The following is a 19,554-nucleotide window of genomic DNA, read 5'->3' as shown; positions in this document are numbered from 1 at the left end:
AGCCCTATCCTTCTTTTAGTTTTGCTTTACAATGGGGACAACTATCTGGATTCCCTTGATAATAATTACCACAATGGGCACACCTTGTAAAGCTGTTTGCTGTAATATCCCGGGGTGCCTGATGTTGCCTAGCCTTGTTTGGCTTTTTGAAATTAGATTGCATAAGGTAAAAAGGAAACACAACGGCTGGAACAAGAAGAGTGCCCAGAGCCCAGCGGAACGAAGCGTTAATCGCATAACCTTGTTTTCTTGTATCCCAAAATACCCATATTGCTCCCAAGAGTCCTAACAACAACCAGATAAGATGCAACATTACCACCCACCAACAATTCTTTTATCTATATTGTACTAAAAAAAACCCGACCAGGAAAAGGTCACTTGATAGTTCTTAGCAGCCAAAGCTATCAGTGTTTCGCTGGAGTCGGGTTTTTTCGTTGCAATATGCTAAATTAGAATTGGTCCATTTGTGGTTCTTGGTTTTGGGGCATCCTATTGGAAAAAGCCTGGTTTTCTGGATTATTTCCTTCACAATCACAGTCCATCGCCTTGTAAGCTAAATAACCAATCGCCGCAAGGGATGCCACATGAACGGCCCAGAATCCGAAATTAGGATAGCGCCAAGTATTGTCACGCATCATAAAATAAGCACCTCCAAATGATTTTCTGTTATTTTTCCTTAATACCTTTGTTTTTACTCTTATTATTTTGGCCATAAAAAATAAAAATACTCGACGATCAGCGTCGAGTATTGCCTTTGCGTCCTTTTGGTTTTTTTACCATGCCAATGATAAATAAAATTGCACCGGTAATAATTAACCAAGACTGATTAGGGAAAAACATACTAGCTCCAATTAATAAAAAACCAATGCCACTTAAGACAAGCTTCCAATCAAATTTTTTTCCCAATTATACTACCACCTTGTACCATTTGGCATAAAGTATACCATACTAATGCCCATTGGCCAATATGTTTGTCTAAATCACTTCTTCCTGGTCAAATTCAGTAGGTTTATAGGTGTAATTAAAATCAATGGCCTCTGGTGATAGGTAATCCACAACATAACTAGCAATGGTTTCGGTGTCTAAGGAACCGTTAACGGCTAATTGTATCATTTTAATATGTTTTTCTTCCAGTGGAGCTATAAAGTTGTTATATTCTAATATCTGATCGATTAATACGGTTAGCCACTCAAGATCGATGATTTCTTCTAAAGAAAGTCTTCTTACTTCTATCACCCGACCACCCCTTTATAAGATTTCAATAATAATATTTAATTTTATTAAATAATTCAATATTATTATTAATAAAGTAGGATTTTATTAATGTTTGCTAAAACTAAATAAATAAACCTACTGGATTTCACAGTAGGTTTATTGCTTATTTCTCTTCTATTATTACTTCATCATTTGTATAAATTTTATATTTACCTTGGTATTCCCGATAATGAAAGAGTGATTTGCCGATCTTTTTCGCCCACCTGGCGCAATGTTTTGTTCCACCAGTAATCATTCCAGAAGGGGGAAAGGTACCAACCACCAATATTTTTTCCGAAAGAAGTGCTTGGGTTTTATCCCGGGCAATAAAGGTCCATTTTACCGCTGGTTGATCAGGTTTAAATTGGCTTACAATACAGCCACCCTCGGAAACAATTCGCTGATATAAATGATGATTTTCCGGTGGAAATATTGGGGCGGCTAAGCCAAAGGGAACAACAGCTATGGTAATACCCCCTCCGGCGAGGCAGCCTAAATGGGCCGCGGTGTCAATACCTGTGGCTAAACCTGAGAGAACTACGATATTTTTACTTGCTGCCCGATGGGCCAGAAAGTAAGCCATCTCACAGTCCCGTTGGTGCTGTCGTATTGCCTCAGGAGAACTGCCCTTTGACGGTCTTCGAGGACCGATAATAGCAATTATTTCCTTGTTTTCAGGAAAAACACCGAAGCATTGGTACATTTAATCATCCCTCCAGAATTATTATAGCAATAAAGTGGATTCAGTTTTTGACAACATTATCCATTGTGATATAATTTTTAGGTAAAATGGTCTAGGAGGTAGTAGTAATGGCAAAGGAAAACAGTTTTGATATTGTAAGTCGGGTGGACATGCAAGAGGTACAAAATGCCGTGCATCAATCATTAAAGGAAATAGAAACTCGTTTTGATTTTAGGGGAAGTAAAAGCAAAATTATTTTCGAGGGTAAACCTGAGATTACCTTAATCAGCGATGATGATTTTAAACTTCGCAACGTAATTGACATATTAGAAGGTAAACTAATAAAGAGAAGTGTTAACCTCAAGGCATTACGTTATGGCAAAATCGAATCTGCCGCAGGGGACACCGTACGCCAACCAGTAAAATTGGTTCAAGGGATAGAACAGGATATTGCAAAAAAGATTGTCAAAGCGATCAAGGATAGTAAAATAAAAGTACAAGCCTCTGTACAAGGCGACCAGGTTCGGGTAACTGGGAAAAATCGGGATGACCTGCAGTCAGCAATCAACGTAGTGAAAGGGATGGAACTGGATATACCCGTGGAGTTTACAAATTATAGAACTTTCTAGTTTCCTTTGACAGCTTAGCCACACTGATTTATACTATTTACGAAAAATATTTGCAGCAAGAAAGGAATTATGATGCCCTCCATTGGATTATTAAGCTTGGGTTGCCCAAAAAACCTGGTGGATTCAGAGGTTATGCTAGGCCTCCTGCAAAGTGCACAATACACCATAACGAACAATGAATCAGATGCAGATGTCTTGATTGTCAACACCTGTGGCTTTATTGAATCTGCTAAGGAAGAATCCATCAGGCATATTTTCGAATTATCTCAACATAAAGAAACTGGTCACTGCAAGGCACTTATTGTTACCGGTTGCTTAGCCCAGCGATATTCAAAGGAACTGATGGAAGAAATTCCTGAAATTGATGCCATTGTTGGTCCGGGGCATATTAATGAAATCGTTCAGGTTGTAAACCAATCCCTTAAGGATAAGGTCAGACACTGCCAGGTCAATGACCCACTTTATATCTATGACGAACATTCGCCACGACTGCTAAGCACCCCCTCCTATACTGCTTATGTAAAAATTTCCGAGGGGTGTGATAACCGTTGTGCCTATTGTGCTATTCCTGATATTAGGGGTAAATTCCGCAGCAGGTCACTGGAGTCAATTGAAACAGAAGTCAAGGCTCTCGTGGCAAGTGGTGTCAAAGAAGTTATTTTAATAGCCCAAGACACCACCCGATACGGTTTTGATATATATGGTGAATATTCTCTAGATAAATTAATTAGAAGGCTGGGAACCATTGATGACCTCAAATGGATTCGCTTGTTGTATTGTTATCCCAATCGTTTTACAGATAAATTAATTAAGGCCATAGCAGAGACCCCAAAGGTTTGTAAATACATTGATTTGCCGCTGCAGCATGCAGCAGACGAAATTTTACGTGCTATGAAACGGCCGGTTACAAAACAGCAGGCAAGGGAACTTATGCAAAAATTAAGATCTGAGATACCTGGTATTGTTATTCGAACATCCCTTATTGTTGGTTTTCCCGGTGAAACGGAAGAACATTTTGAAGAGTTGTTGGATTTTATGGCTGAGGTTAAATTTGACAGGGCCGGAGTTTTTTCCTATTCCCAGGAAGAAGGGACGCCCGCAGCCGAGATGACAAATCAAGTTCATGGTAAAATTAAACAAGAACGTTACCATCGGGCCATGAAATTACAAAGGGAAATATCCCTTAAGCAAAACCAACAACGCATTGGTCAAGAAATGGAAGTTGTGGTTGAAGAATTAGTTGATGAAAACAAAAGGGTTTATATTGGACGTTCCTCCTATGATGCACCGGAGATTGATGGTACGGTGGAGTTTACCAGTCCCTTGTCTTTACGTGTTGGGGATTTTGTTAGGGTGAGAATTAACAGGGCTTTAGAGTATGATTTGATGGGAGAGCTGGCCCAATGAATTTACCAAACCGGTTAACTCTGGCAAGGATATTTTTAATTCCTATATTTTTAGCGGTAGTAACTTTGCGAGTTAAATACGGTGATATCATAGCTGCGGGCGTTTTTGTGTTGGCGGCTAGTACAGATGGCCTCGATGGATATATCGCCAGAAAAAACAAACAAGTAACTACCCTAGGAAAATTTATGGACCCATTGGCAGATAAGCTGTTAGTATCAGCGGCTCTTATCGTTTTGGTTGAGCTGGATATCTTATCGGCCTGGGTGGCTGTAATTATTATCGGCCGTGAGTTTATGGTAACCGGTCTCAGGGCAATTGCCGCCGCAGAGGGGGTAGTAATTGCTGCAAGTAAGCTTGGCAAATGGAAAACTGTTACTCAAATCATTGCCATTGTGGCGATGTTCTTACACAATGTGACTTTTCAGTTTTTGGGATTTGACTTTGGGAAAATTGCGATGGCGGTGGCAGTTTTCTTTACCCTTTGGTCTGGTTTTGACTACATGTCCAAGGGTTGGCATCTGCTAAAAAAAGATGAATAATAAAGCATACTGTAACGGAACGGTCAAGACCGTTACCTACATATCGAACCGAGTCATTTATTGCCTCGGTTTTTTGTCTTTTTTACATATGTTGAGCGAAGTATGTTCAATTGTTTTTTTCTTTGTTCTCTCTTTTTACAAGTCAAGACAAACAGTAGATTGGACTTTTCATTAGGAATTATCAGGTATAAGGTGCAAAATAAATTGTACACACTATATAATAATGGATATATATGCTATTATTTGTTACAAAATGAATTATTGGCACAGAGGTGAGGTGGGCGATGGCTATTAGAAGCAGATTATCCATTTTAATGGGCATAAAACGTTACAACATACAGGATGTTTACGAAAAAACCGGGCTTGCCCGCAGTACCATTGCCAGTCTGTATCATGACAAGACCCAACGCATTGATTACGACACCTTGGATAAGTTGTGCAGGCTCTTTAATTGTTCCGTAGGTGATATTATCGAATATTGTCATGCTGTAGAGGAATAGTGGAGATTTACAAATGAATACAATCTCTTCTAGTGACAACAAAGGTTGTATAATTATGGGAGGATCCCTATGGAATATAGTGCTGGAATGGTTTCGTGTTTATTTTGGCTCAGTGAGACGAGAATAACTGCGGAGTTGCTGGTGAACGGCTTGGCTAAAGAACAGATTAAGGAATTGGTCATCAAGGACAATCTTTATCAGGTGAGGGGGGCAGATCGGGCCAGGGACATCTTTGGTGCTGTGCTAAGGCGCTTGGAGAGTTTACCCCATCAGTTGGTGCACCAAATCAGCAAAGCAGATATTGGAACTGCCAAGCTGTTGGTTTTACTTAGCATCATGAAGACCGATTTGCTGTTTTATGAGTTTGTTCACCAAGTACATAGGCAAGCTATTTTACTAGGCGAACAGAAAAATACAGATCGCGCCATCCATACTTTCTTTGCCAACAAGAGGGAGCAGAGTGAAGTAGTTGGCAGGTGGTCTGAAAATACAATCACCAGATTAAAGCAATGCTACAACAAAATACTATTTGAAGCAGGGGTGCTCAGTCACACCAAAGGTGAAAGGCACATCATTATACCCCCAGTGGATTACCAAATACAAAGATTGCTGGAGGAAAACCATCTACAGATGTACCTAAACGCCATTACAGGAGAAGTGTAACCATGATAAATATCGACCAAAGGTTGGCTAGAATAGAGGAGAAGATTACGGAAAAGGATTTTATCAAAAATAAAGGTATGGGCAATGAAGTGGGGTACTACATCTTTGACTATTCTCCCCGGGATGAGCTAGATGTCAGAAACCATATCGCCTATCTCAAAGAGAAAATTAATAAATCCAACCTGGGTTTCCAAATTGTCGAATTCGATTTATATAATCTGGTAGTAGACATCTTAAAGGATCGGGGCTATTTAGAAAAGTGCTTCGACCTTGAGAAGGCCAAAGGCTTGTACTATACCTATGCCGCCATTACCAAAACCCTACGTATGTCTAACAAGGCTAACCTGCTGGTTAACCATATCGTCAATCATACACCGGAGAAAGCAGTGGTTTTTATAACAGGTGTGGGCAAGTGCTTTCCCTTTGTAAGATCCCATAATGTACTTAATAACCTGCACCAGGTGTTAGACCGTGTGCCAGTGGTGATGTTCTTCCCTGGCCAATACTCCGGGCAAGAATTACAACTGTTTGGCACTATTAAAGATGATAACTACTACCGGGCTTTTAAACTGGTTTAATCTTGTAAGATTGTGGAGGGAAAAAGATTCCAAAAGCGAAGCCGATGCCAAGACCAACAAAGATGCCATTTTAGATGTCTTCCTCAAGGTGTTTAACGAAATGCAAGGTTTCTGGAGGTTTCGGGCAGCCATTGGGAAAGCACTAGGGAAGATTTGTATTTTATTCAAGACGGCTTGTTTTAAATAACCCGATATACGGTATAATATCCTTACACCGTAGGGAAGGTGATAAAGCTATGGAATTAATAAGCAGTGAACCAATCGAAACTCGTCTAGTCAAAAGCACCTCAAAACGCCAGATCACGATTCCTAAAAGTTTTTACGATATCCTGTCTTTAGGCGATGAAGTAACTCTCACCGCTCAGGTTTATGGTGGGCTTATTGTCATGAAGCCCAATCGTGCCTAGGTGAAAACTACTGTGCGAGAAGACGATAGAGAAACCATTATTAGGAAGGCGATTTCCGAAGGTATACAAGGCGAGGAATTAGCCAAGGAAATAACATACCGCTTAAAGCAGTATGATGACTTAATTGCTTACGGAATGAAAGGGTTTGAAGCAGATTTAGCAGCAACAGACGTGGATGATTCTTTTAATGGCCTAGACGTTTTCTGCTGAGCCCGAAAATGGAGAAGCTGCTAAAAAAGCTTGAAAAGCGCCAGCAAGCTCTTGTCGATAAATATCACGAAGAAGAAAGCAAAATACAAGAAGATTCTTTGGCGGGCAAATTATTAAGCGGAGATTTAGCGGATTGTTATTCTTGGGACTTCACCTATAAAGGAGTCGGACTCCGCATTTGTTACTGGATTCAGCTTTTAGATAATCATTTTTATATTGTCTATTTTGGAACCTTCGAGAATTTTTATGAAAAGGTCAAGCGATATATCAAGGCTTAAATACCCTGCAGTTAGGGGGAGTTATGGGTGGAAGATGATAAAAGGAAATTTGAATTTATTGCTGTTTCCTGGGGTGATGGAGATGGCTTTGTATTTCAAGTTGACTACGAAAATTTTGTTAAGATAACTGGTAGAGAACCTGAAGAATGGGAACATTTGAGTGAGAATAATTGCTATCGACTTTACCCTGATGAGGTTTTCCCTGAAGGCAAGAAATTAAAAATTAAGATTGAGGTAGAGGACGCGTAAGCAAATTATTAGTATGATAATTGTTAGGGGTGAGACCTCTGGGGAAGCAACTAAGAACTAAAACCAAGAATTGGTTAATTACAGCTGAAGAAGATTTTGAGATAGCGGGTGAGCTTTTAAAATCAAAGAGATACCTCCACTGCTTATTTTTCTGCCAGCAGGCCGTTGAAAAGATATTAAAGGCTATATATTTTGAAAAGTTTGAAACCACCCCACCACGAAAACATAACCTAGTTTCCATAGCCGAAGATGCGAAAGTTTTTCATGAACTTACTGATACTGTTAAGGAGTTACTAGATACGTTATCCGAGTTTTACCTTGAATCCCGGTACTCCGATGATAGAGAAGCGCTGAGCAGAAACTGTAACAAAGCCTTTGTAGAAAATAAATATGAGCAGACGGAGTTGGTTTACACATGGCTAAAAAACAAATTGATGTCGTTATAAAGGAATACATTAATCAATTAAGGGTTAATAAGGTTGCTGTTAAAATGGCAATACTCTATGGCTCCCATGTTAACGGTGTACCGGACAAGGATAGTGACATTGACTTGGCTATTATTGCTGATAATTTTGGTCAAAACCGCCTCGATGAAGCCTTACTACTACGAAGATTAACCAGGGACATCGATTTGGATATCTCGCCTCGCCCATATTCTGTCCAGCAGTATCAATCTGCGAATCAAGGAGATTTTTTGTATGATGAAATAATTCGCAGAGGCAAGGTAGTGTATGAGGGATAAGGCATTAGTCCTAGCAACTCTCTTGTAATATACATGGGTGGAACTAAATTTAGTTGGTTAGGACAATGACGGGCTCAAATCGAATCACCATCTCCTTGGGGATGGTGTTTTATAATAACCCCTTCTTTAAAATTAAGATAAACAATAGACTCTGATAGTTAACCTTTTTATCAGTAATTATCAGGTATAAGGCGCAAAATAAATTGTATACACTATATAGTGATGGATATATATGCCATTATCTGTTACAAAATGAATTATTGCACCGAGGTGAGGCGGGCGATGGCTATTAGAAGCAGATTATCCATTTTAATAGGCATAAAACGCTACAACATACAGGATATTTACGAAAAAACCGGGTTTTCTCGCAGTACCATTGCCAGTCTGTATCATGACAAGACCCAACGCATTAATTAGGGCTTGCTGAACGATAGAAAAACCCAATAAAATCAAGGATTTAGGAACATATTTGTCGAAATAAAATACATGGAAAATGAGATAACCCCCGCAAAAACCATGCACTTGGAGGTTAAAAATATGTTCCGACAGGTGAAAACCAAACTTATTTTGAGGAATTCATGCTGCCTTTTGAAGGCAAATTAAGGGCTGATAATCGCTGGGTAAAATTAGCTAAACTTATTCCTTGGGATAGCATTGAAGAACGCTATGCCACTCTCTTTACCAAGAATCGTGGACAGGTGGCCAAACCCATTCGTATGGCTCTAGGTGCCCTAATCATCAAGGAGAAATTAGGCCTAAGTGATCGTGAAACGGTGGAACAAATCACCGAAAACCCCTATCTGCAATACGTGTGTCACGAAGACATGAAAAGATGGTGGCAACACTAGCATTTCATTGTCATGCTCTATGAAAGATGGGGGTGGGCCCCCTGGCATCGTTTTACAGGAAGGGGTGCCAAACTACTTCAAGGTGCTGTAGTCAAAAGCTGTGGTGCTGAGCGTTGAAGAAAAGGCCGTACAAAACGGTCAAGTGAGAATCATGAAGTCGAGCGAAAGCGAACCGCAGACGACGCGTCGTAATAGGGTATTTAGCATTGTCAAAACCGGGCAGGTATTGGGCCCAGGGAAGAGCCTGGAAGAAACCTGTTTACTGACCAGGCGGCAATCGGCGTAAATGCGGCGAGAACATGATTTAGGCTTTCATGGGGAACGTGAGAACCTTATCATGGATGCCAACGGAAAACTCAAATGTTTAAAGCATAAGGGTGAATACGAATGACATGATAAGGGGCGGACCTGCTCGTAGTAGTAAGGAAGCAACTGTAATGGATGTGGAGCGAAGGGGCAGGATCATTGAATTCTGGGAATGTCAACCATTAGTTTGGGAGGAACATTTTGAACAGAAGGAAACCGAATGCGATATCACAAAAAGCAGTACTCCTAGCCTTTCGTAAAGTTAAAGCAAATAGAGGAGCAGCAGGAATTGATGGGATCACCATTGAGGAATATGAGCAGAATCTTGGGAACAACTTGTACAAGCTTTGGAACCGGATGTCATCAGGCAGTTATATGCCAAAACCGGTACTAGGCGTAGAGATTCCGAAAAAGAACGGCGGGATAAGACTACTGGGGATTCCCACAGTGGAAGACCGTGTAGCCCAAATGACTGCCCGATTATACTTCGAGCCAATGGTAGAACCAATCTTCTGCGAAGACTCTTATGGCTACAGACCAAACAAATCTGCTTTGGATGCCATACACAGAACCCGAGAAAGGTGCTGGAAAATAGACTGGGTAGTGGAATTTGACATCAAAGGACTATTTGATAATCTGGACCATGAGTTAATAATGAGGGCTGTGACGAAGCACACTGATAATCCATGGGTACTTCTTTATATTGCCAGATGGCTTAAAACACCTATGATTATGCCCAATGGAGAGATCATCAAGAGGACTTCCGGAACCCCTCAAGGAGGGGTCATCAGTCCAGTTATTGCAAATCTCTTTATGCACTATGCGTTTGACTGGTGGATGAAAAGAGAATATCCCCAACTCAGTTGGGCCCGGTATGCAGATGATGGGTTGGTCCATTGCAGGACACATCAAGAAGCAATGGAAATCATGGAGAGTCTTAAGAAACGCATGGAAGAATGCCGACTGGAGATACATCCTGATAAAAGTAGAATCATCTATTGCAAGGATTACAACCGCAAAGGAGAGTATGAAACTACAAGCTTCGATTTTCTTGGCTACACGTTCCGGCCCCGATGGGTTAGAAGCCAGAAAGGGAAAATATTTCTCGGTTTTGGACCCGGTGCTAGTGCGAAAGCAACGAAAGACTTGCGGAACACGATTCGATCATGGAAACTGCACAACAGGTGTCACGTTGAGCTAAAGGATCTTGCAACATGGATGAATCCGATTGTTCGTGGTTGGATCAACTATTATGGCAAATACCAGAAAAGCACACTATACTCAGTCATGCTGATGATAAATCGAGCATTGACCTTATGGGCAAGGAGAAAGTATCGTAAAATGAAGCATAAAAAGAGGCAATCAATTAGATGGCTTCATAACTATGCTAAATGGAACCTCACGCTCTTTGCTCACTGGGAAATTGCGGGATGATGATGGGAGCCGGATGAGCCGAGAGGTTCATGTCCGGTTCTGAGAGGGCCTGGGGGTGAAACTCCCCTGGGCTACTCACCTTCATTGGCCTTAGGGAATGCCAGGACTAGCCACGATTTGACCCTTCCCTAATGGTTCATTTTCGTAAACGTTTTGGGGCTGAAGCCCTAAGAGATATCAATGAAAAAATCTGCAGTGCCGATAGGCAAACAAAAGAGCAAAAGGATGACGATGACAACAAGAACGAACCACCCCCACCCTCAGGTAGCAATAAAAAGGCAGTGGAAGAATCCGCTAAACCAGAAATGAAGCCTACTTCTTTTGAGGTTTACCCGTCTAATAAAGGCAAACTTATCCTGGATGCCACCTGCGCCCCGGCGGATATACGCTACCCAACCGATTTATCCTTGCTTAATGAAGCTAGAGAAAGATTAGACAACATAATCGACGACATACACAAGAACCTCGGTAAGCCCGGTAAAAGACCGCGCACTTATCGTAAAATAGCCCGCAAGGCTTATCTCAGCATTGTTCACAACAGGAAACCTGGCAGTAAGGCTGTCCGCAAGGCCATTGGTAAGCAACTACGTTATGTTAGGCGTAACCTGCGTGCTATAGACAACCTGATGGCTACCGCCGGTGATGATCATGGCCTAAGTCGGAAACATCGGGAAACACTGCGCACCATACGTATGGTGTATGGGCAACAACTTCACATGTATACCCACCGTACCCATAAGATAAATGATCGCATTGTTAGCATTAGCCAGCCCCATGTGCGCCCCAGTCCGGGGTAAAGCCACAGCCAATACTGAATTCGGGGCCAAGATCGCTATCGGTATTGTAGACGGTTATGCCTATGTGGAAACCCTGAGTTGGGACGCATTTAATGAAGGGATAACCCTAATAGAATCGGTGGAACATTACCACCAAAAGTACGGGCACTACCCTAAGGTCGTTCTAGCCGATAAGATCTACCGCAATAGAGAGAACCTACGTTACTGCGATAGATATAACATACGGCTCAGTGGGCCACGGCTGGGACGGCCACTGGTTAATAAAGCGAAACAGAATATGCAAAAACGCCTAGAACGGTAAGATGCCAGCGAACGCAACGCTGTTGAGGGAAAATTCGGCGAAGGGAAGCGTCGCTATGGCTTAGCGCGTATTATGGCACGCCTAAAAGAGACCGCCGAAAGCGTGATCTGCCTGCAGTTCCTAGTGATGAACTTGGAGCATAAGCTCCGTGTTCTTTTGCCCATTTTTCTGCGACACATATTTCGGTATAATCAGGTTTTTTGTGAACCAATATTATAGTGTTTTTACTAAAACTAGGTTGGTTCAGCAAACCCTACTTACGACACTTTGGATAAGTTGTGCAGTCTTTTTAATTGTTCTGTAAGTGATATTATCGAATATTGTCATGCTGTAGAGGAATAGTGGAGATTTACAAATGAACACAATCTCTTCTAGTGACAACAAAGATTGTATAATTATGGGGGATCCCTATGGAATATAGTGCCGGAATGGTTTCATGTTTGTTTTGGTTCAGTAGGACAACCTAAACGCCATTTGGCATCATTAAAGATGATAACTATTACCGGCCTTTAAACTGGTTTAATCTTGTAAGGTTTTGGAGGGAAAAAGATGCGTATTGCGGATATGTTTAGCAAACCAATTGATCGGGATATCAAAGGCGTTATTAAAGTGGGCCAGGATGATGGGGAAAATATCTTGCAAGAACTGGACGAGTATGTGGTGACCAAAGAACTGGCCAAGCACTTCCGGGATTTCTTCGACAGCTATAAAAAGGGCATCAACAGACAGACAGACAAAATGGGTGTCTGGATTTCCGGCTTCTTTGGCAGTGGTAAATCTCACTTCCTGAAAATATTATCCTACCTACTACAGAATAAAGAAGTAAATGGCAGGCAAGCCATTGAATTTTTCACCGATGGACACAAGCTGGATGACCCCATGGTCATTTCTGATATCAAGCTCTCTGGTAGCTTTTCCACCGATGTTATTTTATTTAATATAGATTCCAAAAGCGAAGCCGATGCCAAGTCCAACAAAGATGCCATTCTGGATGTCTTTCTCAAGGTGTTCAACGAAATGCAAGGCTTCTGTGGTTCTTTGCCTTTTTTGGCCGATTTGGAGCGTAAACTGTCCGAAGATGGTAATTTCGAAGGCTTTAAGGCTAAGTTTTTCCAGGTGTCTGGCAGTATTTGGGAAAGCACCAGGGAAGATTTTTATTTTATTCAAGACGAGATTGTGCAGGTGCTGTCTGGGCTAAATATCATGAGTGAAGAGGCCGCCCGCATCTGGTGTGAAAAGGCGGTGGATAACTATACCCTTTCTATTGAGAAATTTGCCAGTATGGTGTGCAAATACTGTGAAAGCAAAGGGGAAAACCATCATGTGGTTTTCCTGGTGGACGAGATTGGTCAGTACATTGCTGGCGACACACGCCTGATGCTCAACCTGCAAACAGTCACCGAAGACCTTGGAACTGCCTGCGGTGGTAAAGCCTGGGTCATCGTCACCAGTCAGCAGGATATCGATTCTGTGGTGTCCGTCAAGGGTAACGACTTCTCCAAAATTCAAGGCCGCTTTGATACCAGACTTTCTCTCTCCAGTGCCAACGTGGATGAAGTCATTCGTAAAAGAATCCTGTCTAAAACCGAAACAGCCAGGGACACCCTATGCTTACTTTACGATCAAAAGGAAGCAATCATCAAAAACCTCATCACCTTTATAGATGAAGTGGAAAAGAAGTTATACAAAAATAGAGAAGAATTTGCTGCGGTTTATCCCTTTATCCCCTACCAATTCAACCTGTTGGGCCATGTTTTAACCGCCATCAGAACCCATGGTGCTTCGGGAAAACACCTGGCCGAAGGTGAGCGGTCCATGATTGCCTTGTTTAAAGAATCTGCCATGCATTTCATGGAAGATACCGAGGGAATCATCGTGCCCTTTAATATTTTCTACAATGCCCTGGATAAATTTATCGACCATACCCACCGCATTGTAATTAAACATGCTGAAGAAAACAGTAAACTGCAGCACTTTGACGTGGAACTGCTCAAAGTGCTGTTTATGATAAAGTATGTCAAAGAAATCAAGGCCAATGTGGAAAACCTAACCACCTTAATGGTTTCCCGCATCGATGAAGACCGCATCGCCTTGAGAAAACAGGTGGAGGAGTCCCTAGCCCGCCTGATTAAGCAAACTTTGGTGCAAAAGAATGGCGAACACTATATGTTCCTGACCAACGAGGAGCAGGACATTAACAAAGCCATTCAAAACGAAGATGTGGAAATGGGCGAAGTCATTAACGAGGTATCTAGCATTGTCTTCCAAGAACTGATTAAAGAACCCAAATATCGTTACAACGCCCGCTACAATTTTGCCTATAACCAAATGGTGGATGATCGTTATTTCAAAAATAACCAGTCTGCCGATCTGGGGGTGCGCATCATTACTCCCTATAGCGAAGATGATTCCAAACCGGAAATGCTACGCATGCTCTCGTCCCAGGAAAATAACGTGCTGGTACACTTACCCAACGACGCCACCTTCATAGAGGAAATTATCGAGGCTTTGAAGATTGGCAAATTCATCACCAAGCAAGGTGCCTCCTTAGCCAAAACTTTCCAAAGCATCAAGCGGGCCAAGCAAGATGAACTGAACGAGAAAAAGGGCCGCACACGGATATTCATTGAAGAGGCCATCAAAAATGCCGATATCTATGTCAATGGAGATAAGGCCAATATTAGTGCCAAAGACCCAGCCAGCAGAATCAATGAGGCCCTGGGCAAACTGGTGCATACCCGCTACAACAAACTATCCTACATGGAAACAGCACCCACCCTAGCTGATATTGATGCCATTTTCCGCACGGATAACCAAATGGCACTGGGTAGTTTCGACAATAAGGCAGCCAATAAACTCGCCCTGGATGATGTGTTGGGCTTCATTGAGTTAAACTCTGCCCGACTGACCAAAACATCCCTTAAGAATCTGCTGGACCGTTTCTCCGCAGCCCCCTACGGTTTTGTAGAATTAGATGTGCAGTGGCTGGCGGCCATGTTATTTAAACAAGCGAAGATCAGCTTTACCATCAATAGCAAAAACATTTCCCCCGTGGATACCAAAGCAAGCGACCTGGTTAAATACGTTAGCAAGCGGGAATATGCCGATAAACTGCTCGTTGAAAAGCGAGAGCGTCCCACCGACAAACAGATAAAATCTGTTAAAGAGGTCATGAAGGACTTATTCTCCCTGCCCACCATTAACGATGAAGAAGATACTTTAATGAAAATATTTAAGACCAAAGCAGGGGACAAAATGTACGAGATCGACAAACTCCTAATTGAATATCGCTGGGAAAGCCGTTTCCCCGGCAGGTCTGTGCTAATCAAGGCCAAAGAAATGTTGACAGAGATTATAGAGATGAGCAACCCCGCAGAGTTCTTCCAATATGTGGATAGCCATCGGGACGATTTGCTGGATCTAGCTGAAGGCATTAGCCCCATCTTCACTTTCTTTGCCGGTGAGCAAAGGACCATCTTTGCCAAGGCCTGGCAATACAACGATATCTTTCAGAACAGCAAAACCTATGTGGTGGATAAAGAGCTTATCAACCTGGTGGAAAGCATCAAGACCATTGCTGTGAAGCCCACACCCTATGGTGATATCTATAAACTGCCCTCCTTGCTGGACCAGTTTGCTGTCCTGCACACCTCTCTGCTGGAGAAGGAGGCAAAACCTATCCGTGCGGAGGTGCAATTTGACCGACAGCAAGTGATGGATGTCCTGGACCAGAAGTCCTTTGGATCGGATTTTAAAGATGCGTTTCTCCAGCTTTTTGACGAACTGAAAATCAAACTGGAGGAATCCAATGAAGTGGCAGCGGTGAAAAATACCCGCCATGAAAGCGAAGCATTAAAAATCCGTTGTCTTAATGAAATTGCTGAATATGAGAGGAAACAGGCGGAGATATATAAGGTTAAACCAAAGAGGAAGAAGGATGATACACTGGGTCAAGAAAACCCGGCAACCTTTGTACCCAAGAAGATAAAAAATATCAGCTTAAGAAATATCACAGTTAATAAAACAGTGACCATCGAAAGGGAACAGGATATTGATGAATTTTTAAAATCATTAAAAGCAAGACTTATCGAAGAACTGGAGGAAAACAAAGATACCGTCATTACCTTATTGATGTAGCAAGGGAGGAACACCATGAACAAGACGGCAATTAAAAACTTTGCTATTGAAGCAAGGAGAAAATTAATTGCATCTGTCAAAGATAAAGCAGGCCGCATCGGCATCACCACAGACAACATCAGCCAACCCAGCCAGCAGGGCCATGATTTCGCCATTTTCTCCACCCACATTGGTGTAGAAGTGACCCTGGCGGGTAAAGAACTGAAACAACGAGAGAATTTGGTTAAGCGCATCAAAGAAAAGGGCTACGAACCCGTCATGGAGGAAGTAGCCTACACCTGGTTCAACCGCATTATCGCCGTCCGTTTTATGGAGGTTAACGACTACCTACCCTCCCGTACTCGGGTGCTTTCCAGTGAAACCAAAGGCAAGTTCGAGCCAGATCTGGTGACCCAGGCCCCTAAAATTGATCTGAATTTATTCCAGCAGGAAGTAGATGAGATACTGACCCTTAAAGAAAAGAATGAACTTGATAAACTCTTTCGTCTACTGTTTATCAAGCAGTGTAATGAACTGGGTGAGATACTTCCGGAGTTGTTTGAGAATACCTCCAGGGATGACAAAGACTATACAGAGATTTTGCTGGATATTTCATTTACCCATGAAGACGGCGTAATCCGAGATTTGCTAAAGATTGAGGAAGAGGATTTTCTTGAAGCGGTGGAGATCATTGGCTGGATGTATCAGTATTACAACACCGAGCCAAAGGCTGTTGTGGATGCATATGTGGGAAAGAAAAAAGTTCCTAAGGAAGATGTTCCAGCAAAGACACAATTATTTACGCCTGACTGGATTGTACGATATATGGTGGAAAATTCCCTTGGCCGAATTTGGTTGGAGGGGCATCCGAACACTATACTACAGTCTAATTGGGAATATTATTTGGATGAAGCAGAGCAAGAACCTGATGTTGTGCAGAAGCTTGAAAAAATTAGGACCCAAAATATGAAAGACAACCCAGAGGAGATAAAAGTTTTAGACCCGGCTATGGGCAGTGGCCACATTTTAGTTTATGCATTTGATGTTTTGATGCAGATTTATGAATCTTGTGGTTATTCCCAAAGGGATGCTGCAAAGTTGATTATAGAAAAAAACCTGTATGGACTGGATATAGATGATCGAGCCTACCAGCTTGCCTATTTTGCAGTTATGATGAAAGGGAGAAAATATGACAGAAGGTTTTTAAATAAAAGTATTATTCCTAATCTTTGTGCGATTCAGGAAAGTAATGGTTTAACCAGCTTTGAACAAGGGGTAGGGCAATTAGAGTTTGATAGTTTACATAGGGAAACGGCCAACTATTTAGTGAGTGTTTTTAGGGATGCTAAGGAATATGGTTCTATTCTGAATATTGAAGAAAAGGATTATAATGGGCTTTATGGATATATAGAAGAACTGCAGCATAAGGATGTAGACGATTTGTTTATGTCCATATGGCTAAATAATATTTCCTTAATCATGCTGGTTTTAATTCGACAAGCCATGATAATGGTGAAGAAGTATGATGTTGTTATCACCAATCCGCCATATTTTTCAGGGCCGGATATGTCCCTAAAACTTTCAGCCTTTGTAAAAGAAAACTTTCCAAATAGCAAAACTGATATGTTTGCAGTTTTTATTGAGAAAGTCCTACAAATGTCTAAAACAAGTGGTTTTATTGCATTGATAACTATGCATTCATGGATGTTTTTGTCTAGTTATGAAAATCTAAGGACGAGTTTAATGACAGAAGAGCTCATAAATATGGTTCATCTAGGGGCTAGGGCCTTTGATGAAATTAGTGGGGAAGTTGTTCAAACAACAGCATTTGTTTTTAGAAATCAAGGTGTAGAAAATTATAGGTCTACTTTTATGCGGTTGGTTGATTATAAAGGTGAAAAAGCGAAAAAGGAAGCTTTCCTAGAAAAAAAACATACAAGTGCTGGGATACAGATTGCACAAAAAGAAAGTTTTTGTAAAATACCCGGAAAGCCAATTGCTTATTGGGTGTCAAACTTAGAAATATTTGATTTTCCATTACTATCGAATCAACTATTTTCTGGAGGAAGAAATAAAACACATAATAATCAAAAGTATGTACGAAGATGGTGGGAAATTGTAGATAGAAATCGCTGGACTGCTTACGCTAATGGGGGAGAATTTAAAAAATGGTATGGTAATCATATTGAGCTAGTGGACTGGTCACAGGAAGCAAAAATGTTTTATGAAATGCATGGTGGATTATGCAATAAAAATTATTGGAATAAAGAAGGCATTACATGGGGTGCGATAACTTCTGGAAGTAATGGTTTTAAAATTAAAGAGGCTGAGTTTATATTTAGTTCTGCCTCACCAACAATTTTTAATAATGAATATTGTTGCGATTTATGCGTATTAGGCTTTTTAAATACAAAGGTAACAAATTATCTAATAAAATTATTTAATCCAACAATGAATCAAAATGTTAATGATACGCTTTGCTTGCCCTATAATGTAGCACATTATAACGTTGAGGTATTCACTCTAGTCCAACAGAATATATCTATTTCCAAAAATGATTGGAATAGTTTCGAAACAAGTTGGAATTTTATAAAACATCCACTGGTTCAGAAAAAAATAAAGGTATCTGATCACTTTGTTGAGTGGCAACAGTTTACCGGGCAGCAATTCAGGCAACTCAAAGCTAACGAAGAAGAACTTAACCGTATCTTCATCGAAATCTACGGTCTACAAGATGAGCTAACTCCAGAAGTAGAGGACAAAGACATCACCATCCGCAAAGCCGACTTCCAACGAGACATCCGCAGCTTTGTCTCCTACGCAATAGGCTGCATGTTCGGCCGCTACTCCCTGGATGTGGAAGGCCTAGTCTATGCCGGTGGTGACTGGGACGACAGCAAATATGAAACCTTTATCCCTGATAAAGACAACGTCATCCCCATCACTGATGAAGAGTATTTCGACGATGATATTGTTGGTCGTTTTATTACCTTCGTTAAAGTGGTCTATGGGGAAGATACACTGGAAGAAAACCTAGACTTCATTGCCCAGGCTCTGGGCAACAGAGGCAGCACTTCCCGGGAAATCATCCGCAATTACTTTCTAAAGGACTTCTACAAAGACCATGTGAAGACCTACCAAAAACGCCCCATCTATTGGCTTTTCGACAGCGGCAAGGAAAACGGCTTTAAGGCTCTGATTTATCTGCACCGCTACAACCAAGACACAGTGGGACGTGTACGGGCGGATTATCTGCACAAAATCCAGACAGTCATAGAAAGTGCCATCTCCCACTGTGACCTAGTATTAGAGAGCAATGTCCCAGCCCCTGAAAAAGCCAAGACAGTAAAGAAGAGAGAAAAACTGGTTAAACAACTGGCGGAAACCAGAATTTACGACCAAGCCATCGCCCACGTTGCCCATCAACGCATTCCCCTGGACCTGGATGATGGAGTTTTAGTAAATTACGCCAAATTCCAAGGCTTGGTAGTAGCCAGCGAGGGCAAAAAGCCAGTGAAGATAGACCTGCTGGGAAAGATTAAATAAATGTAGGATGTAAAATGAAAAGATTTAAAAATTCTACATTTTACATCCTACATTCATAAAGAAGGGTT

General features: G+C 41.5%; 22 protein-coding genes and 2 pseudogenes. 19 read left to right on the top strand and 5 right to left on the bottom strand.

The window, feature by feature from the left end; genetic code table 11:
* Positions 1 to 4: 4 nt before the first annotated feature.
* The 5 genes from AC1U9Z_RS03625 to AC1U9Z_RS03605 all read right to left on the bottom strand — a co-directional run bounded on the left by AC1U9Z_RS03625 (position 5) and on the right by AC1U9Z_RS03605 (position 1,957).
* The gene (locus AC1U9Z_RS03625; RefSeq protein ID WP_479955747.1) at positions 5 to 313 is read right to left on the bottom strand and encodes a hypothetical protein; all 309 of its coding nucleotides are present in this window, start codon (positions 311 to 313) and stop codon (positions 5 to 7) included.
* Positions 314 to 449: 136 nt separating this feature from the next.
* Positions 450 to 638 carry a hypothetical protein gene (locus AC1U9Z_RS03620; protein ID WP_333530455.1) on the bottom strand — a complete coding sequence of 63 codons (189 nt, stop codon included), beginning with the start codon at positions 636 to 638 and terminating at the stop codon, positions 450 to 452.
* Between the two features lie 97 nt (positions 639 to 735).
* Positions 736 to 906, bottom strand: a complete 171-nt coding sequence (locus AC1U9Z_RS03615) for a hypothetical protein (protein WP_333530456.1) — start codon at positions 904 to 906, stop codon at positions 736 to 738.
* 69 nt (positions 907 to 975) lie between these two features.
* A complete protein-coding gene (locus tag AC1U9Z_RS03610; protein WP_479955746.1) occupies positions 976 to 1,236 on the bottom strand; it encodes a hypothetical protein in 261 nt (86 codons plus the stop codon).
* Positions 1,237 to 1,378: 142 nt separating this feature from the next.
* A complete protein-coding gene (locus AC1U9Z_RS03605; RefSeq protein ID WP_479955745.1) occupies positions 1,379 to 1,957 on the bottom strand; it encodes a DNA-processing protein DprA in 579 nt (192 codons plus the stop codon).
* Between the two features lie 107 nt (positions 1,958 to 2,064).
* Here AC1U9Z_RS03605 and AC1U9Z_RS03600 point away from each other — a divergent pair, with 107 nt between their 5' ends.
* From AC1U9Z_RS03600 to pglX, 19 genes and pseudogenes are all read left to right on the top strand, one after another.
* On the top strand, positions 2,065 to 2,565 hold the full coding sequence (locus AC1U9Z_RS03600; protein ID WP_479955744.1) for a YajQ family cyclic di-GMP-binding protein: 501 nt from the start codon (positions 2,065 to 2,067) through the stop codon (positions 2,563 to 2,565).
* A gap of 69 nt (positions 2,566 to 2,634) precedes the next feature.
* Positions 2,635 to 3,972 (top strand): 30S ribosomal protein S12 methylthiotransferase RimO, encoded by a 1,338-nt coding sequence (gene rimO, locus AC1U9Z_RS03595; RefSeq protein ID WP_479955743.1) that lies wholly within the window; start codon positions 2,635 to 2,637, stop codon positions 3,970 to 3,972.
* Positions 3,969 to 4,511, top strand: coding sequence for a CDP-diacylglycerol--glycerol-3-phosphate 3-phosphatidyltransferase (gene pgsA / locus AC1U9Z_RS03590; protein ID WP_333530461.1), 543 nt, complete (start codon positions 3,969 to 3,971; stop codon positions 4,509 to 4,511). Before rimO ends, pgsA begins: the two co-directional genes overlap by 4 nt.
* Positions 4,512 to 4,795: 284 nt before the next feature.
* Positions 4,796 to 5,011: a helix-turn-helix domain-containing protein gene (locus AC1U9Z_RS03585; protein ID WP_479955742.1), complete on the top strand. Its 216-nt coding sequence runs from the start codon at positions 4,796 to 4,798 to the stop codon at positions 5,009 to 5,011.
* Between the two features lie 69 nt (positions 5,012 to 5,080).
* Positions 5,081 to 5,674 carry a DUF1819 family protein gene (locus AC1U9Z_RS03580; RefSeq protein WP_479955741.1) on the top strand — a complete coding sequence of 198 codons (594 nt, stop codon included), beginning with the start codon at positions 5,081 to 5,083 and terminating at the stop codon, positions 5,672 to 5,674.
* Between the two features lie 2 nt (positions 5,675 to 5,676).
* Complete coding sequence (locus AC1U9Z_RS03575; RefSeq protein WP_479955740.1) at positions 5,677 to 6,252, top strand: DUF1788 domain-containing protein; 576 nt, start codon at positions 5,677 to 5,679, stop codon at positions 6,250 to 6,252.
* Between the two features lie 236 nt (positions 6,253 to 6,488).
* On the top strand, positions 6,489 to 6,659 hold the full coding sequence (locus AC1U9Z_RS03570; protein WP_479955739.1) for an AbrB/MazE/SpoVT family DNA-binding domain-containing protein: 171 nt from the start codon (positions 6,489 to 6,491) through the stop codon (positions 6,657 to 6,659).
* Positions 6,660 to 6,671: 12 nt separating this feature from the next.
* Positions 6,672 to 6,869, top strand: a complete 198-nt coding sequence (locus AC1U9Z_RS03565) for a hypothetical protein (protein ID WP_479955738.1) — start codon at positions 6,672 to 6,674, stop codon at positions 6,867 to 6,869.
* An 8-nt stretch (positions 6,870 to 6,877) separates the two neighbouring features.
* Positions 6,878 to 7,147, top strand: coding sequence for a type II toxin-antitoxin system RelE/ParE family toxin (locus AC1U9Z_RS03560; RefSeq protein WP_479955737.1), 270 nt, complete (start codon positions 6,878 to 6,880; stop codon positions 7,145 to 7,147).
* A gap of 27 nt (positions 7,148 to 7,174) precedes the next feature.
* On the top strand, positions 7,175 to 7,396 hold the full coding sequence (locus AC1U9Z_RS03555) for a hypothetical protein (protein WP_479955736.1): 222 nt from the start codon (positions 7,175 to 7,177) through the stop codon (positions 7,394 to 7,396).
* A 29-nt stretch (positions 7,397 to 7,425) separates the two neighbouring features.
* Positions 7,426 to 7,842, top strand: coding sequence for a HEPN domain-containing protein (locus tag AC1U9Z_RS03550; protein ID WP_479955807.1), 417 nt, complete (start codon positions 7,426 to 7,428; stop codon positions 7,840 to 7,842).
* Positions 7,812 to 8,138, top strand: coding sequence for a nucleotidyltransferase domain-containing protein (locus tag AC1U9Z_RS03545; protein WP_479955735.1), 327 nt, complete (start codon positions 7,812 to 7,814; stop codon positions 8,136 to 8,138). The genes AC1U9Z_RS03550 and AC1U9Z_RS03545 overlap by 31 nt, the downstream gene beginning before the upstream one ends.
* Before the next feature lie 282 nt (positions 8,139 to 8,420).
* Positions 8,421 to 8,555, top strand: a complete 135-nt coding sequence (locus AC1U9Z_RS03540) for a helix-turn-helix domain-containing protein (RefSeq protein ID WP_479955734.1) — start codon at positions 8,421 to 8,423, stop codon at positions 8,553 to 8,555.
* Between the two features lie 161 nt (positions 8,556 to 8,716).
* On the top strand, positions 8,717 to 8,986 hold the full coding sequence (locus AC1U9Z_RS03535; RefSeq protein ID WP_479955733.1) for a transposase: 270 nt from the start codon (positions 8,717 to 8,719) through the stop codon (positions 8,984 to 8,986).
* Positions 8,987 to 9,493: 507 nt separating this feature from the next.
* Positions 9,494 to 10,726 (top strand): group II intron reverse transcriptase/maturase, encoded by a 1,233-nt coding sequence (gene ltrA, locus AC1U9Z_RS03530; protein ID WP_479955732.1) that lies wholly within the window; start codon positions 9,494 to 9,496, stop codon positions 10,724 to 10,726.
* A gap of 338 nt (positions 10,727 to 11,064) precedes the next feature.
* A pseudogene (locus tag AC1U9Z_RS03525) lies at positions 11,065 to 12,043 on the top strand (transposase); the annotation flags it as partial.
* Positions 12,044 to 12,082: 39 nt separating this feature from the next.
* Positions 12,083 to 12,166: pseudogene (locus AC1U9Z_RS03520) on the top strand (helix-turn-helix domain-containing protein); the annotation flags it as partial.
* A 207-nt stretch (positions 12,167 to 12,373) separates the two neighbouring features.
* Positions 12,374 to 15,961 (top strand): BREX system P-loop protein BrxC, encoded by a 3,588-nt coding sequence (gene brxC / locus AC1U9Z_RS03515; protein ID WP_479955731.1) that lies wholly within the window; start codon positions 12,374 to 12,376, stop codon positions 15,959 to 15,961.
* 15 nt (positions 15,962 to 15,976) lie between these two features.
* Entirely contained in the window at positions 15,977 to 19,486 is a 3,510-nt protein-coding gene (gene pglX / locus AC1U9Z_RS03510) for a BREX-1 system adenine-specific DNA-methyltransferase PglX (RefSeq protein WP_479955730.1), read from the top strand.
* Positions 19,487 to 19,554: the final 68 nt, after the last annotated feature.

Source organism: Desulfotomaculum sp. (assembly GCF_982386235.1).
This window is presented reverse-complemented; position numbering and strand designations above follow the sequence as displayed.

What these genes read in the sequence shown, in the direction of transcription:
- AC1U9Z_RS03600 (WP_479955744.1), top strand. Translation starts at nt 2,065, where the DNA reads ATGGCAAAGGAAAACAGTTTTGATATTGTAAGTCGGGTGGACATGCAA.
- pgsA (WP_333530461.1), top strand. Translation starts at nt 3,969, where the DNA reads ATGAATTTACCAAACCGGTTAACTCTGGCAAGGATATTTTTAATTCCT.
- AC1U9Z_RS03585 (WP_479955742.1), top strand. Translation starts at nt 4,796, where the DNA reads ATGGCTATTAGAAGCAGATTATCCATTTTAATGGGCATAAAACGTTAC.
- pglX (WP_479955730.1), top strand. Translation starts at nt 15,977, where the DNA reads ATGAACAAGACGGCAATTAAAAACTTTGCTATTGAAGCAAGGAGAAAA.
- rimO (WP_479955743.1), top strand. Translation starts at nt 2,635, where the DNA reads ATGATGCCCTCCATTGGATTATTAAGCTTGGGTTGCCCAAAAAACCTG.
- AC1U9Z_RS03575 (WP_479955740.1), top strand. Translation starts at nt 5,677, where the DNA reads ATGATAAATATCGACCAAAGGTTGGCTAGAATAGAGGAGAAGATTACG.
- AC1U9Z_RS03560 (WP_479955737.1), top strand. Translation starts at nt 6,878, where the DNA reads ATGGAGAAGCTGCTAAAAAAGCTTGAAAAGCGCCAGCAAGCTCTTGTC.
- AC1U9Z_RS03545 (WP_479955735.1), top strand. Translation starts at nt 7,812, where the DNA reads ATGGCTAAAAAACAAATTGATGTCGTTATAAAGGAATACATTAATCAA.
- AC1U9Z_RS03625 (WP_479955747.1), bottom strand. Translation starts at nt 313, where the DNA reads ATGTTGCATCTTATCTGGTTGTTGTTAGGACTCTTGGGAGCAATATGG.
- AC1U9Z_RS03605 (WP_479955745.1), bottom strand. Translation starts at nt 1,957, where the DNA reads ATGTACCAATGCTTCGGTGTTTTTCCTGAAAACAAGGAAATAATTGCT.
- AC1U9Z_RS03570 (WP_479955739.1), top strand. Translation starts at nt 6,489, where the DNA reads ATGGAATTAATAAGCAGTGAACCAATCGAAACTCGTCTAGTCAAAAGC.
- AC1U9Z_RS03620 (WP_333530455.1), bottom strand. Translation starts at nt 638, where the DNA reads ATGATGCGTGACAATACTTGGCGCTATCCTAATTTCGGATTCTGGGCC.
- brxC (WP_479955731.1), top strand. Translation starts at nt 12,374, where the DNA reads ATGCGTATTGCGGATATGTTTAGCAAACCAATTGATCGGGATATCAAA.
- AC1U9Z_RS03580 (WP_479955741.1), top strand. Translation starts at nt 5,081, where the DNA reads ATGGAATATAGTGCTGGAATGGTTTCGTGTTTATTTTGGCTCAGTGAG.
- AC1U9Z_RS03535 (WP_479955733.1), top strand. Translation starts at nt 8,717, where the DNA reads ATGCTGCCTTTTGAAGGCAAATTAAGGGCTGATAATCGCTGGGTAAAA.
- AC1U9Z_RS03540 (WP_479955734.1), top strand. Translation starts at nt 8,421, where the DNA reads ATGGCTATTAGAAGCAGATTATCCATTTTAATAGGCATAAAACGCTAC.